We start from the raw sequence: 13,731 nt of genomic DNA, 5'->3' as shown, positions 1-13,731 counted from the left end.
TGTTGCCGTGGCTGCTAGGGCAGCGGAATCAATATCTTGAAATCGGTTCGGCCCGGGACACTGTCGCACTCGATCACGCCGTGATGCTGTTGCACAAAAGTTTGCGCGAGCGTCAATCCAAGCCCTGTCCCGCCTTCCCTGCCCGATACGAGCGGATAGAAGATGCGGTCCTTGATCGTGTCCGGCACACCCGGTCCGTTGTCGATGACATGCAATTCCAGTGCCAATCGATACCACTGCTTGTTGAATATCACTTGTCGGGCGATGCGCGTCTTGAAAGTGATCTGCGCGTCTCCCGCTGCGCGGCGCTCGGCAAGGGCCTGCGCCGCGTTGTGCACGATGTTGAGCGTGGCCTGGATGAGTTGTTCGCGGTCGCCCCGAAATTCGGGTATCGAGACGTCGAAGTCGCGCTCGATGTGCAGGTCGCGCGGGAACTCCGCAAGAATGACCGATCGCACGCGCTCGCACACTTCGTGGATGTTGACGTCGCCCACCACGTGCGGGCGCCGGTGAGGTGCCAGCAGCCGGTCGACCAGCGTTTGCAGCCGGTCGGCTTCATGGATGATGACTTGCGTGTACTCGATGAGATCGCGCGACTCGACCTCCATCTGCAGCAACTGCGCCGCGCCGCGAATACCGCCGAGCGGGTTCTTGATCTCGTGCGCAAGGTTGCGAATGAGCTCCTTGTTGGCCTGCGCCTGGTCGAGCAGGCGTTCTTCGCGGTCTTGCCGAACCTGCTGCTCGAGCGGCGACATCTCGATGATGAGCTCGCCCTGCTTGTCGCCCTGCGCAAGCGTGACCTGCACCGGCATCAGTTCATGGTTCACGCGGCGCAGGAAGGCCTCGTAGCGCAGCGTGGCAAAGTCGTTGCTGCGCGCGCCGTCGATGGCGGTGCGCAGCACGTGCGGTTCATGAAAGCACGCCCCGAACTGCGAACCTTCGAGCGTGCGGCGCGACGTGCCCAGCGCGTCTTCGAGCGCCGCATTGGCAAACAGCACCGAACCATTGGTGCTGACCACCGCAATCAGCGTGGAGAGCAGGTCGAAGGACTGAAAGCGCGGAGTGGCGCCGGCCGCCTTCTTCCCAAATGCCATTGATCGTCCTGTTGACTACTGCTGCCTGGCCGGCAGGCGGCCAAGTTCGCGGCGAATGCCCGCTATGTCGCTCTCGTTGCGCGCGAGTTCGGCTTTCATTTCGGCCACGCGGTCGAGGTACTTCTGGTAGTTGCGGCCTTCGCTGCCCTGCTTTTCGGGCTCGCCGTTGTTGTATTCCTTCTGGAGCTCCGCCTGGCGGGCTTCGGCCTTCTTGAGCTCGGCTTCGAGCACCGAACGGGCCTCGCCGTCGCGGGCGCGCTGGTCGACGCCTTCCACGCGGGGGCTGCCGGCCGGCGCACGTGCGGCCGAGGAACCACCGCCGCCACCCGAAGACTTGGGCGCCGGCATTCCGGAGCCCTGCACGACGGTGACGTTGCCCCCTTCCATGACCTTGCAGCCTTTTTGCTGGGCAATCGTCGAGTTGTTGGTGTATTCATTGCCGCAACGCCACACGCGCTCCTGCGACGAGGCAGGCAGGGCGAGGGCCAACAATGAACCAGCCAGAAAAATGAGGGAAGCAGTCTTCATGTGAATCGGTGGATGCCGCGACAAAGGCGCATTTTCCTGCAATTCGACTCCATCGGTGACAAGATGTTCCGCGTCAATGAAAAAGGACGGCCGAAGCCGTCCTTTCTGTCTTACTTACCCGTCAGGGGCTTGCGCCCGCCGATTTAGAGCGAGTAGTACATGTCGAACTCGACCGGATGGGTCGCCATGCGGAAGCGCGTGACTTCCTGCATCTTCAGTTCGATGTACGCATCGATGTACGCGTCGGTGAACACGCCGCCCTTGGTCAGGAACGCACGGTCCTTGTCGAGGTATTCCAGAGCCTGGTCGAGGCTGTGGCACACGGTCGGGATCAGCGCGTCTTCTTCCGGCGGCAGGTGGTACAGGTCCTTGCTGGCGGCTTCGCCCGGATGGATCTTGTTTTCCACGCCGTCGAGGCCGGCCATCAGCAGTGCAGCAAAGCCGAGGTACGGGTTCATCAGCGGATCGGGGAAGCGCGCTTCGACGCGGCGGCCCTTCGGGTTGGCCACGAACGGAATGCGGATCGAGGCCGAGCGGTTCTTGGCCGAGTAGGCCAGCTTCACCGGTGCTTCGAAGCCGGGCACCAGGCGCTTGTAGCTGTTGGTGCCGGGGTTCGTGATGGCGTTCAGGGCACGTGCGTGCTTGATGATGCCGCCGATGTAGTGCAGCGCGAAGTCCGACAGGCCCGCATAGCCGTCGCCGGCGAACAGGTTCTTGCCGTCCTTCCAGACCGACTGGTGCACGTGCATGCCGGAGCCGTTGTCGCCGACGATGGGCTTGGGCATGAAGGTGGCGGTCTTGCCGTAGGCGTGGGCCACGTTGTGGATCACGTACTTCTGCAGTTGGACCCAGTCGGCGCGCTGAACCAGCGTGCTGAACTTGGTGCCGAGTTCCATCTGGCCGGCGTTGGCCACTTCATGGTGATGCACTTCGACCGGAATGCCGAGCGATTCGAGCACCAGGCACATTTCAGAGCGCATGTCCTGGAAGCTGTCGACCGGGGGAACCGGGAAGTAGCCGCCCTTGACTGCCGGGCGATGGCCGGTGTTGCCGTGCTCGTATTCCTTGTCGGTGTTCCACGAGGCTTCTTCGGACTCGATCTTGACGAAGCAGCCCGACATGTCGTTCTTCCAGCGGACGCCGTCGAACACGAAGAATTCGGGTTCCGGACCGAAGTAGGCGGTGTCGCCCAGGCCCGAAGCCTTCATGTACGCCTCGGCGCGCTTGGCGAGCGAACGCGGGTCGCGCTCGTAGGCCTTGCCGTCGGCGGGGTCGATCACGTCGCAGGTCAGGATCAGCGTCGTTTCTTCGAAGAAGGGGTCGATATTGGCGGTGTTCGGGTCGGGCATGAGCTGCATGTCCGAAGCTTCGATTCCCTTCCAGCCGGCAATGGACGAGCCGTCGAACGCATGGCCCGAGGTGAATTTGTCTTCATCGAATGCCGAAACAGGCACGGTCACGTGCTGCTCTTTGCCGCGGGTGTCGGTGAAGCGGAAGTCGATGAACTTGACCTCGTTTTCCTTGACGAGCTTGAGTACATCGGCGACGGTCTTTGCCATCAGTTTCTCCTGAGTTGGATGGTGGTTAGGAATACAGGGACGGGGGATGCAGTTTCTGTGCCATTGTCGCCCCTTGCGGGGAGCCTCTGGCGACGGGTACAAACCCCAAAAAAAGGCGAAAAATCACCAAATTGGTGCCGATGGTTTTATCGCACCAATTCGGGGCCAAGCTTCGCATCAAAGGCGTGCAGCCCTTCGATCAGCTGGGAATAGGCGGCATCCAGGAGGCTCGGCGCGCCTTTGACGCCCAATTCGATGTGGCGGCCGTATTGCGGATGGTCGACGCTGGGCAGGCTGAACACCTTGATGCCCGCGTGCGTGGCCTCGATGGCTTGCATGAGGGGCGTGAGCGTCGCTTCCATTGCACCAAAGACAATGACCGATTTTTCAGCCGACTGGCCGCTTGTGAACATGTCGGCGTAGCGGTTGTCGAGCACGGATTCGATCATCGGCCAGGCCATGACGGGAAAGCCCGGCACGAAATGAACATGGTCGACGCTGAAGCCCGGAATCTTGTTGTACGGGTTGCGGATGATCGCCGCGCCCTTGGGGAACACGCCCATGTTGAGGCGGTGGATGTTGTCGGGCCGGTCGGGCTCATAGGCAATGCCCTGCTCGCGCGCGGTGTCCTGCATGCGTTCGCGAATCAGCAGCTCTGCTTCCGGGTGCAACTCGAGCGGCACCCGCAGCGCCTGCGCGGCGCACTGGCGCGTGTGGTCGTCCGGCGTGGCGCCGATGCCGCCGGTCGAAAAAACGATGTCGCCAGAGGCAAAGGCCCGGCTGAGCGCGGCCGTGATGCGCGTGGGCTCGTCGCCGACGTATTCGGCCCAGCCGAGCTGCAGGCCGCGGGCTGCGAGCAGCTCGATCACCTTTGGCATGTGCTTGTCGGCACGCTTGCCCGAGAGAATTTCGTCGCCGACAACGATCAGGCCGAATGCGCGGGTCATGGGGATTTCCATTGAGAAAGAATGGCCTGCTGGTCGGCTTCGACGGCCGGCGAGCCGCCGGAGGATGAAGCAGCCGCGGCGGCGCGCTGGGCACGCAATTGCGCCAGCGCGTCGAGGCAGTAATGGCCAAACCAGAGCGACGAAAAGGCGAATACCAGCGTGTAGATCCAGATTGCGAGCGGCACCAGCACAAAGAAGGCGGCGGCAAACAGCAGGCCCGAGGCCCAGACGATGCTCGGCGCGGCGCCCAGGTAGCCGCAGAGCACGCCGATGCACAGCAGCGGCAGCCGGTGCGCGCGCAGGAGCGTGGCCCGTTCTTCGGGGCTTGCGTGTTCGGCCAGCGCGTCGAAGCTCATCACGCGGTAGGTAAGCCAGCCCCAGATCAGCGGCGGCAGGATGAGCACCAGCGGCGGAATGAGCCAGAGCGGCATCGACACCACCAGCGCTATCAGCGCCAGCACGGTAAGGCCGAGCGAACGCGCCATGCTGCCGAAAAACGACGCGCCCTTCTTTCGCTCGAGCATCGGAAAGCGGCGGCGCGCCACCAGAGCGGTCAGCGGGGCGGCCATGAGGCCGGCCACGATCAGCAGCGAAACCACCACGATGAGCGGCGTGGCGGCAAACACCACCACGAGCGGCGCCAGCATGGCCGTGACGTCGCCTGAAAAAAGTCGGCTGATCCAGCCCCAGAAGCTGGAAAGCAGAGGCCAGGCGTCGAGCGCCTCGCGAGTCCAGGCCACTGCTGCATCCCAATAGAAATAGCCGAATCCTGCAGCCAGCAGCACCATCAGGCCCAGGGGCAGCAGCGACAGGACGATCACGCGCGGCAGCATGCAATATGCAACCGCGCGCCAGAAGGAATCGAGGAGCAGGCGCATTGGATGCGAAGGATAACCGCCCGGGATCGGCCCGGCGCTCAGCCGCGGCCGACCATTCGCTTCAGGCCAAGCCACTGCTGGGCCCAGAAGCCGCTGCCGTAGTTGCGCACCTGGCCATCGGCACCGGGCTCGACCTGGTCGCGGATGCCGGTCGGGTCGTAGCGATTCTCGAAGTTGGCGGTGCGAAAAAGCATGTCCCACCAGGGCAGCAGCACGCCGAAGTTGTGGCCGCCCAGCGTGTGGGCTCCGCGCGACTCGTGCCCGAGACCGATGCTGTGGTGCAGCCGGTGAAAGCGCGGGCTGATCCACAGCCGTTCGCCGATGGCGCCGAAACCCAGCCTCAGGTTGGCGTGCTGCAGGCTTTCGCTCAGTTGGGTGAAGGCCACGAACGCAATGAACTGGCCGGGCGCCACGCCGATGAGCTGGGCCACGATGACGATCAGGGTGTCGTGGATGATGTCGTCCAGCAGGTGGTTGCGGTCGTCGCTCCACATGGTCATCTGGCGCTGGGAGTGGTGCAGCGAGTGCAGGCCCCACCACCAGTTGAGCTGGTGCTGGCCGCGGTGGATCCAGTAGCCGACGAAGTCGAGCACCACGAGATAGATCGCGAATGCGACCCAGGGCACGTCTGTAACGCCGGGCCAGACTTCGTCCAGATGAAAAGTGCCCCAGCCGGCGATGCGCAGGCTTCCGATGGCTTCGTCGAAGAACGGCTCCAACGTGAAGAACATGGCCAGCCGGAACAGGCCCAGGCGGTGGATCAGCGTGTAGAGCACGTCGATGCGGATTGCGCGGCGGTCGGTCACCGGCTCGACGGCGCGCCAGCGCTGCAGCGGCCCGATGACCGCGAGCAACACCGCGACCTGAATGAACCCGACCAGCAGCCAACCGGTGGCGGTGAAGGCGTCTTCGGTCCAGCCGCCGAGGCCGACCGCGAACACCAGCGGCTGGATCAGCGTCTCGAAGAACCAGCCCTGCAGCGCCGAAAAGGTATCCGTCAACCAATCGATCACGACGACTGCCTCAAGGGTGGGACGCGATCCAGGCGCGGTATTGCGGATGCTGGCGCAGAGTCTCGAAGCAGAAGCCCTTGGCCTTGAGACCGACGATCAGCGGCTCGAGATTGGCCGGCGCCCAGGGGTCCTTGCGCGACCAGATGCCCAGATGCGCAAGCAGGATGTCGCCGGGTCGGATGGTCTCCAGCGCCTGGGCCAGGAGCTTTTCGTTGCTGAACGTCTCGCTCGGCAGCTCGTCGCCCAGAAAACCGGCCGGCGACCAACCCACATGCTCGAATCCGCAAGCCTTGGCCGCAGCCAGCAGCCGGGGCGACGTCTTGCCGCCCGGCGCACGGTACAGCGGCAGCGGCTTCTTGCCGGTAATGAGGGCCAGGCGCTCGGAAGCCTTGCTGATGTTGGCGCAGTATTCGGCCGCGCTCCAGGTGAACTCGCGGCCAGCGAATGCACCCGCCGACGGCTTGATGCGGAAGCTGGTCGCCTCACCCTTGAGGTCTCCGCGCCAGTAGGCGTGGTCGTAGGTGTGCGAGGCAAACTCGTGGCCCTCGGCCGCCCTTGCCTTCCACCACGGCGCCCACTGGCTGTCGAGGCTGTCGCCGTCGGTCTGCGTGCGCTCGGCCGCGGCAAAGAAGGTGACGCGCACGTTCTGGCGCTTGAGCACATCGGCCACAAGCGGTGCAATGCCCATGTGGCCAGTGTCGAGGGTCAGATAGACGGGCTTTTCGCAAGATGCGCTTTGAGCCCAGGCCGCGGGGATGGCGGCAAAGGCGGCCGCGAAGACCACGCCGGAAACGCTGCGGAGCCGGCTTTTGCGGCCTGCCGATGGCAACCGCTCAGATTCTCTTCGCATGGGCGAGGGTCCAGACGCCGTGCGGCGAACGGCCGACATTGACCTGGCGCACGACCTTCTGGCTCTCCAGGTCAACCACGCTGAGCTTCTTGGCCCAGCGCGAGGTGACATACAGCGTCTTGCCGTCGGCAGACACGTCCATGCAGTCGGGACCGCCCGGCACGGCGTAGGTGGCGCTGACCTTGAGCGTTGCCAGGTCGATCCGGCTGATGGTGTTGGCCACGCGGTTGCTCACGAAGACGCTCTTGCCGTCGCCGGCCGAACGAAAGGCGTGGGCGCCTTTGCCGGTCGGGATTTTGCCGACCAGCTTCGGCTCGGCGCCCGCCACGTCGAACACCTGCACGCCGTCGCTGCCGGTGAGGCCCACGAGCAGGGTCTTGTCGTTGTGCGCGCCGTAGATGTCTGCCGGCATGGCGCCGGTGGCCATGCGCCAGCGAACGGTTTGTGTCGGCAGGTCGACCGCGATGAGCTCGTCGCTGTCTTGCATGGTCACGTAGGCGACGGTGCTGGTGTTGTCGATCCAGATGTGGCTGGGCGTCTTGCCCGTGGCAATGCGCTTGGCGAGCTTCAGGTCCTTGCCGTCCCAACGGTAGATGTCGACGTGATTGAGCCGGTTGGCAGCCGTGACGAACCACTTCATGTCGCGCGAGAACTGCAGTTGGTACGGATCGATGATGCCGTAGACCACGCGCTGCACTTCGGCCGTTCTCGGGTTGAGGAAAGTCAGGGAATCGCCCGCCGAATTGGCCACGATGACCGACTTTTCGTCGGGCGTCATGTAGATGTGGTGCGGCTCCTTGCCGGTGGCAATGCGCTGCTTTTCAGTCCAGTCGGCCGGATTGATGACGCTGACGCTGGCGTCGAGCGAATTGAGCACGAAGATGGGCAGGGGTTCTGCGGGCGCCGCGGCGGCGGCTTGTGCCACCCAGACCGTGAGGCAAGAAAACAGGCAGGCCGCAAGGCGGCCGTTCGGTCGGGCAAGGAATCGCAAGGGAAAGTTCCGAAAGAGTGCTTTCGATTATCAACGGCCAGACCCTACTGCCGGCTGACCGGCAGTGCTCGCGAGGGCTATACCGTTGTTTTTGCACGCAATGCCGCGACTTGTTCAGCGGTCAGCCATCGCCATTGGCCGGGTGCCAGGTCTTCGGGCAGCGCCAGTTGGCCGATGCGCGACCGGTGCAGCCCCTCGACCCGGTTACCCACGGCAGCCAGCATGCGCTTGACCTGGTGGTATTTGCCCTCGGTGAGCGTCAGCCGCAGGTGCAGCGGGCTGTCCGATTCGCAGGCGGCGGCGCGCACCGGCTTCGGGTCGTCGTCGAGCACCACGCCGGCCAGCAGTTTCTCGATCTGCGCCGCGTCCACCGGGTGCTTGGCCGTGACCTCGTAGACCTTGGGAACATGGTGCTTGGGCGAGCCCATCTTGTGGATGAACTGGCCGTCGTCCGTCAGCAACAGCAGCCCGGTCGTGTCCTGGTCGAGCCGGCCGATGGCCTGCACCCCTTGCACGGCGCCCTTGTTGGGCCGAAGGCGCAGCGGCGACGGCAGCAGCGTGTAGATGCTCGGGTAGGTCGAGGGCTTTTGCGAGCACTCGGTCCCCGCCGGCTTGTGCAGCATCAGGTAGGCCTTCTCGTGATACGCCCACTCGGTGCCCTGCACGGTGAAAAGCAGGCCTTCAGGATCGAGGTCGTCGAAGGGGTCGTCGGCGGTTTTGCCGCCGATGGTCACGTGGCCTTGCTGGATGAGCCCCGCACACACGCGCCGCGTGCCAAAGCCTTGGGAATAGAGAATGTCTTGCAGGTGCATGGAAATGAAAAAAGCGGCCGCGCCGGCATGGCGCGACCGCTCTGAGTTTGCAGGATCAGTAGCCGGCGGCGAGGCCGGTGTTGCGGCGCGGGTCGTTCGCGCCGTAGAAACGGTTGGCGCCCACCGGCTTGCCGCCCAGCGACGGCGCGCCGACGATGATTGCCGCAAGGTGGTTGGCCGGCTGCGGCACGCCCAGGTTGTGGCCCATGTCTGTGAGGATCTTGCGGGTGTCGGGGCTGATGGCAAAAGTCTCGACGTTGGTGACGTCAGGCAGCCATTGCTGGTGAAAACGTGGCGCATCGACGGCCTCCTGCACGTTCATGCCGTAGTCGACCACATTCAGGATGGTGTGCAGCACCGCCGTGATGATGCGGCTGCCGCCCGGCGTGCCGACCACGAACACCGGCTTGCCGTCCTTCGAGACGATGGTGGGGCTCATCGAACTCAGCGGACGCTTGCCCGGGGCGATGGCATTGGCCTCACCCTGCACCAGGCCGTACATGTTGGGCACGCCGATCTTGGCGGTGAAGTCGTCCATTTCGTTGTTCAGCAGCACGCCGGTCTTGTCGGCCGTCACCTTGGCGCCGAACCAGTCGTTGAGCGTGTAGGTGACCGACACCGCGTTGCCCTGCTGGTCGGTAATGGAATAGTGCGTGGTGTTGCTGCCTTCGTGCGGCGCAACGCCGGGCTTGATGTCCTTGGAGACACCGGCCTTCTTGGGGTCGATGGCGGCGCGGATCTTCTCGGCGTAGCCCTTATCGAGCAGGCGGTCGAGCGGGTTCTTCACGAAGTCCGGGTCGCCCAGGTAGCTGTTGCGGTCCACATAGGCATGGCGCATGGCCTCGATCTGGTAGTGCACCGCCTCGGCCGAGCGGAAGCCCAGGTCCTTGAGCGGATAGCCCTCCAGGATGTTGAGCATTTCACAGATGATCACGCCGCCCGAGCTTGGCGGCGGCGCGGACACCACGCGGTAGCCGCGGTAGTCGCATTCGACCGGCGCCAGTTCGCGCGTCTTGTATTGGTCGAGGTCGGCCTGGGTGATGATGCCCTTGCCGGCTTGGCTGGACGCCACGATCGCCTGCCCCACCCAGCCCTTGTAGAAACCGTCTACACCCTTGGCGCTGACTGCCCGCAGCGTCTTGGCAAGGTCTTTCTGCACCAGCTTCTGGCCGACCGCGAAGGGCTCGCCCTTGTTCAGGAAGATGGCGCCGGAAACCGGATCTTTCTTGAAGTCGTTGGTCGAGGTGCGCAGCATGTCGATGTCGCCCTGCTCCAGCGCAAAGCCCTTGTCGGCCAGCTGGATCGAGGGAGCGATGAGATCGGCGCGCTTCATGGTGCCGTACTTCTCACGCGCGTATTCCATGCCCGACACCGTGCCTGGCACGCCCACGGCCAAGTGGCCGTTGGTGCTCAGGCCCTTGATGACGTTGCCGTCCTTGTCGAGGTACATGTTGGCCGTCGCGGCCAAGGGTGCTTTCTCGCGGAAGTCGAGAAAAGTCTTGCGTCCGTCGGCCAGCTGCACGGTCATGAAGCCGCCGCCGCCGAGGTTGCCAGCTGCCGGGTACACCACGGCCAGTGCATAACCCACGGCCACCGCCGCATCGACGGCGTTGCCGCCGCGCTTGAGAACATCGACACCCACCTTGGTAGCGAGATGCTGCGCGCTCACGACCATGCCGTGTTCGGCCGCGACGGGCGCCTGCGAGGCCGCCTGCGAGGCGCCTGCGCCCGTGAGCACGAGCGCGGCCGCTACGGCGGCGCGCAATGCCGGGGTCCAGTGGAGTTGCTGCATGAAGAAAGTCCCTTCTTGAGTTCGATGGTTGGAAAACGGCAATCGCCTGGCCATCAGGCAACGAGCAGCGCCTTGCGCCGCAAGTCCCTCAAGCCGAGCTCTACTTGCTTCAGCGCAAACTCCTTCAATGCGGAGTGATCGGTCAGCGGCTTGTCATTCTGGACGAAGCGCAAACGGTCGGCCCGCACCTCTGCGGCGAGGTAGTCGGCCAGCATGTCGTGCGAATGCGCGCCGTCGAGCAACGGCAAAAGGCAGCGCTCCAGCGCGGAGAGACCCACGGATTCATGCCACTGGTTGCAGACGCTGGCGGAGCTTCCGGCAGACAACGCCAGGCCGGGCGCGTTGCGCACGGACGGCAACGCCATCGGCAGTGCGGACACCTGGGTTGCGGCACGCACCGGCGCACGCCGGATCCGAACGGCGCCGAGGATCAGCAATTCCTCGAGCATCGACATGACGATCCGTTCGACCGAAGCGCGCGGCTCACCCGTGGCCGAAACCACGGAGCCGACCAATGCCTCCGCCGGGACGCTGGCGGGGTAGTGCGCATCGAGCATCTGCGCCGCGGCTTTGTGCACCGGTAGGCGCAGCGTGACCTTCAGGTTGCGCAGTGCATTGCAAGATTGCTCGCTTGCATCGAGCGTCAGCGGGGCACCGTCTTCGGCGGCGAACACGCCGGCGAATTCAAGGCTTTGGATACGCGCGGGATCGAGCCGGTAGCGGATATCTGCCGCACGGCCCTGCTTCACAAGCAGCGTCTGGCGAAAGGTGCGGTTCACCAGGAAGTCGAGATACTGCTCCATGAGAATCTGGCTGCCTCCGCACTCGCGCAGCAAGGGTTCACGGACCTTTTCTCCGTAGTTCTGGACGAACATCGTGGAGGGCTCCGCATCCGCCAGGTAGCTCAGGCCGTTGGCCTCGGCACGCGCCACAAACTCCTTGAAGTAGCAGGGCGCGTTGCAGGGCTCGAGAAATTCGTGCAGCAGGTAATAGCCGCTGGAGCCGCGCACGATGGGCATCGTCTCTTCGAGCGTTTTCTTCAGGACGCTGTCGGCTCGGGCCGATTGCTCCAGAAATTCGAGCATGCCGCGCGCATAGGACAGCTTTTCGTCGGGCGTGTCGCGTGGGCCGCCGCGCAGGATCATTGCGTCGCGCACGATCTCCCTCGCCTTCCAGCCCGGGTATACGTTGTAGCTGACGTAAGCCACGCCGTTTGGCGCCAGGTTCTCCGAGCAGATGCGCAGGATCGCCTCTTGCACCGGCCCCGGTACCCAGCTGTAGACGCCATGGCAGACGATGTAGTCGAACTGGCCGAACGAAGCATCGACGTCCGCGAGGTTGAACGCCCGCAACTCCACGTTCGACAGCCCTGCGCGCGAGATGGCCCCGACGCCCTGCTCCACCTGCACCTTCGAAAGGTCCAGGCCCAGGGCGCTTGCTTCGGGATGGCGGGCTGCAAACGGAATCAGGTTGCCGCCGGCGGCACATCCGAGTTCGAGCACGCGCGCGGTGGCCGGCTTTGGGGCGTCGAGACCGAACAGGAAGGCAAGCGCCTCCAGGTGTTCAATTGCGGTTTGGGGGAACGGATGCGACTCATAAGGCACCTCGTCGTAGTAGCTGGTGAGCGTCGAAGTCAGTGAGTCGGACACGGCGTCTTTCTTGAGTCGAAGCGGGCAATGTTGCCGTTTGCGAGGCACAGGCGGCGGTGGCGGCGCGCCAGCGCCCGCTGACTATAGCCCTGCGCCCAGGCAAAAAAAAGCCAACCTGTCGAAGGTTGGCGTTTTCGTGATGAATGGTGGAGCTGGGGGGATTTGAACCCCCACGCGACCGGCTGCGAGGCCTTTATATATGCGGCTCTCCAGAGTCGCCCAGGTAAAAGTGTGAAAAACGAGTGAATCGCGGAAGGTGTGTGCAGGGACCAGCATCTTCGAAATGGGGGCGCACTGAATCGCCTGTTTAGGATTGCGGCTTCCCCGTCATCCACTCAGCCCCATGGCCGCCACCGAAAAGCGCTTCCCAAGAGCAACGTTCACCAAGAAGCTGATCCGGATTTGCGAGCGGCTCGACGCTTGTAGCACTCACGCTCTCACTTTCAAGCACTGGTTCTTTGAACGCGAGGATTCCGCCACTTCGACCGCAACGAGACTTTGGGTAGTCGGCTCATACGCCAGAGGGGCGCTCGAATGCGGTGATTTAGATCTGGTGATCGAGGTGCAGACTGTGGGAGGCGAGCCCATAGAGCGCGTGGTGATGAAGGCCATGACCTGTTCCCCTGCATTTGTGCGTTGCTACGCCGGCACGCCGACAAAGAATTCGTCCGGGATCGAGTTCCCGCATCCGAAGCTCATTTGGACTGGGCCGGGATCCGACTGGAAAGCCGCCATCGAGTCGATTGCTCCTGATCCGACTGCTGGCCGCGCGAAACGGCCCATAGATGCGCTGCCCTTCCGGATCGAGCAGCTGGACGCTCACATTGAGCAGCTTGAGCAACTGATGAAGTTAAAGCGCAAAGGCATCGTCGAATGGAGCTTTGTCCCGTTTTCCTCATTGGAGCCGATGCTCCAAGAGGATTTCACGCGTTCTGAAGAATGCGTTGCCAGAGTCATAGACCATGAAATGGCAGGGAAAAAGACTCTTCAGCTCCTCTCCCCACTCACGCGGGCGATGCGAAAGGTTGAGCCGCATGGGGTCTGGCGCACCAACCATGGCCGACTCAACAATCTCTGGTGCGGGGGGACCCTACTCCGACTGGGGCGCCCAAACCCTAATACGCATAGTTTTGACGGCGATCCGCAGCTTCGGCAGATTGGGCTAGTGCCGCATTTGTCGATGCGCGGGCCCAACGGCATTTGGCTGATCCGCCGCGGCCGAAATCACCCCGACACAAGAGCATTGGCAAGCGTAGGCGCCTTTTATCTTGCCGAAGATGGAACTCCGTGCACGATCACCTGCACGGACCACTCCGGAGGGCGCTATCGAGAAGCGGAAGTCCTCGAACTCTTTCTAACTTACTCGCACGCACTTCAAAGCATTGAAGACTGGAATGATGGCGCAGCACCTGAGGATCAGTGGCTACCCGAAGTCAAAGCAGTGAAAGGAAGCAAATTACTCGGCCTGACGAGCCTCTGCGACGTGCTGTGCATCGGTGAAACGGAACTGGCAATGACCCACCGAGGCGCAGCATTCACAGGCCAGCAGGAAGCTCCGGCTGAGATAGCAGAGCTAGCCAAAGCATTGCTCTCTACGTAAATAGCTTACGTTCACCTA

12 protein-coding genes are annotated in these 13,731 nt (G+C 63.5%); 1 reads left to right on the top strand and 11 read right to left on the bottom strand.

Going from position 1 to position 13,731, the window contains the following annotated elements:
* Positions 1 to 14 precede the first annotated feature (14 nt).
* From glnL to QHG62_RS05615, 11 genes are all read right to left on the bottom strand, one after another.
* A complete protein-coding gene (gene glnL / locus QHG62_RS05665) occupies positions 15 to 1,094 on the bottom strand; it encodes a nitrogen regulation protein NR(II) (RefSeq protein WP_021006375.1) in 1,080 nt (359 codons plus the stop codon).
* Between the two features lie 15 nt (positions 1,095 to 1,109).
* Entirely contained in the window at positions 1,110 to 1,622 is a 513-nt protein-coding gene (locus QHG62_RS05660; RefSeq protein ID WP_281149882.1) for a hypothetical protein, read from the bottom strand.
* Positions 1,623 to 1,765: 143 nt separating this feature from the next.
* The gene (gene glnA, locus QHG62_RS05655; RefSeq protein WP_126747480.1) at positions 1,766 to 3,181 is read right to left on the bottom strand and encodes a type I glutamate--ammonia ligase; all 1,416 of its coding nucleotides are present in this window, start codon (positions 3,179 to 3,181) and stop codon (positions 1,766 to 1,768) included.
* A gap of 146 nt (positions 3,182 to 3,327) precedes the next feature.
* Positions 3,328 to 4,128 (bottom strand): competence/damage-inducible protein A, encoded by an 801-nt coding sequence (locus QHG62_RS05650; RefSeq protein ID WP_281149881.1) that lies wholly within the window; start codon positions 4,126 to 4,128, stop codon positions 3,328 to 3,330.
* On the bottom strand, positions 4,125 to 5,006 hold the full coding sequence (locus QHG62_RS05645; protein WP_281149880.1) for an EI24 domain-containing protein: 882 nt from the start codon (positions 5,004 to 5,006) through the stop codon (positions 4,125 to 4,127). Before QHG62_RS05645 ends, QHG62_RS05650 begins: the two co-directional genes overlap by 4 nt.
* 38 nt (positions 5,007 to 5,044) lie before the next feature.
* A complete protein-coding gene (locus QHG62_RS05640) occupies positions 5,045 to 6,019 on the bottom strand; it encodes a sterol desaturase family protein (RefSeq protein WP_281149879.1) in 975 nt (324 codons plus the stop codon).
* 10 nt (positions 6,020 to 6,029) lie between these two features.
* On the bottom strand, positions 6,030 to 6,869 hold the full coding sequence (locus tag QHG62_RS05635; RefSeq protein WP_281149878.1) for a polysaccharide deacetylase family protein: 840 nt from the start codon (positions 6,867 to 6,869) through the stop codon (positions 6,030 to 6,032).
* Positions 6,853 to 7,860 (bottom strand): YncE family protein, encoded by a 1,008-nt coding sequence (locus tag QHG62_RS05630; RefSeq protein ID WP_281149877.1) that lies wholly within the window; start codon positions 7,858 to 7,860, stop codon positions 6,853 to 6,855. The genes QHG62_RS05635 and QHG62_RS05630 overlap by 17 nt, the downstream gene beginning before the upstream one ends.
* Positions 7,861 to 7,937: 77 nt before the next feature.
* Positions 7,938 to 8,672 (bottom strand): pseudouridine synthase, encoded by a 735-nt coding sequence (locus QHG62_RS05625; RefSeq protein ID WP_281149875.1) that lies wholly within the window; start codon positions 8,670 to 8,672, stop codon positions 7,938 to 7,940.
* Between the two features lie 55 nt (positions 8,673 to 8,727).
* Entirely contained in the window at positions 8,728 to 10,464 is a 1,737-nt protein-coding gene (gene ggt, locus QHG62_RS05620; RefSeq protein ID WP_281149874.1) for a gamma-glutamyltransferase, read from the bottom strand.
* 53 nt (positions 10,465 to 10,517) lie between these two features.
* The gene (locus QHG62_RS05615) at positions 10,518 to 12,113 is read right to left on the bottom strand and encodes a class I SAM-dependent methyltransferase (protein ID WP_281149873.1); all 1,596 of its coding nucleotides are present in this window, start codon (positions 12,111 to 12,113) and stop codon (positions 10,518 to 10,520) included.
* 343 nt (positions 12,114 to 12,456) lie between these two features.
* On the opposite strand from QHG62_RS05615, the gene QHG62_RS05610 reads away from it, so the two are divergent.
* Entirely contained in the window at positions 12,457 to 13,713 is a 1,257-nt protein-coding gene (locus QHG62_RS05610) for a hypothetical protein (protein ID WP_281149872.1), read from the top strand.
* Positions 13,714 to 13,731 lie beyond the last annotated feature (18 nt).

Origin of the sequence: Variovorax paradoxus (genome assembly GCF_029919115.1) — a bacterium.
Classification (GTDB): domain Bacteria; phylum Pseudomonadota; class Gammaproteobacteria; order Burkholderiales; family Burkholderiaceae_C; genus Variovorax; species Variovorax paradoxus_O.
This window is presented reverse-complemented; position numbering and strand designations above follow the sequence as displayed.

Excerpts from the sequence above, each read along its gene's own strand:
- glnL (WP_021006375.1), bottom strand. The coding sequence starts at position 1,094 with ATGGCATTTGGGAAGAAGGCGGCCGGCGCCACTCCGCGCTTTCAGTCC.
- QHG62_RS05650 (WP_281149881.1), bottom strand. The coding sequence starts at position 4,128 with ATGACCCGCGCATTCGGCCTGATCGTTGTCGGCGACGAAATTCTCTCG.
- QHG62_RS05645 (WP_281149880.1), bottom strand. The coding sequence starts at position 5,006 with ATGCGCCTGCTCCTCGATTCCTTCTGGCGCGCGGTTGCATATTGCATG.
- QHG62_RS05625 (WP_281149875.1), bottom strand. The coding sequence starts at position 8,672 with ATGCACCTGCAAGACATTCTCTATTCCCAAGGCTTTGGCACGCGGCGC.
- QHG62_RS05610 (WP_281149872.1), top strand. The coding sequence starts at position 12,457 with ATGGCCGCCACCGAAAAGCGCTTCCCAAGAGCAACGTTCACCAAGAAG.
- glnA (WP_126747480.1), bottom strand. The coding sequence starts at position 3,181 with ATGGCAAAGACCGTCGCCGATGTACTCAAGCTCGTCAAGGAAAACGAG.
- QHG62_RS05635 (WP_281149878.1), bottom strand. The coding sequence starts at position 6,869 with ATGCGAAGAGAATCTGAGCGGTTGCCATCGGCAGGCCGCAAAAGCCGG.
- ggt (WP_281149874.1), bottom strand. The coding sequence starts at position 10,464 with ATGCAGCAACTCCACTGGACCCCGGCATTGCGCGCCGCCGTAGCGGCC.
- QHG62_RS05660 (WP_281149882.1), bottom strand. The coding sequence starts at position 1,622 with ATGAAGACTGCTTCCCTCATTTTTCTGGCTGGTTCATTGTTGGCCCTC.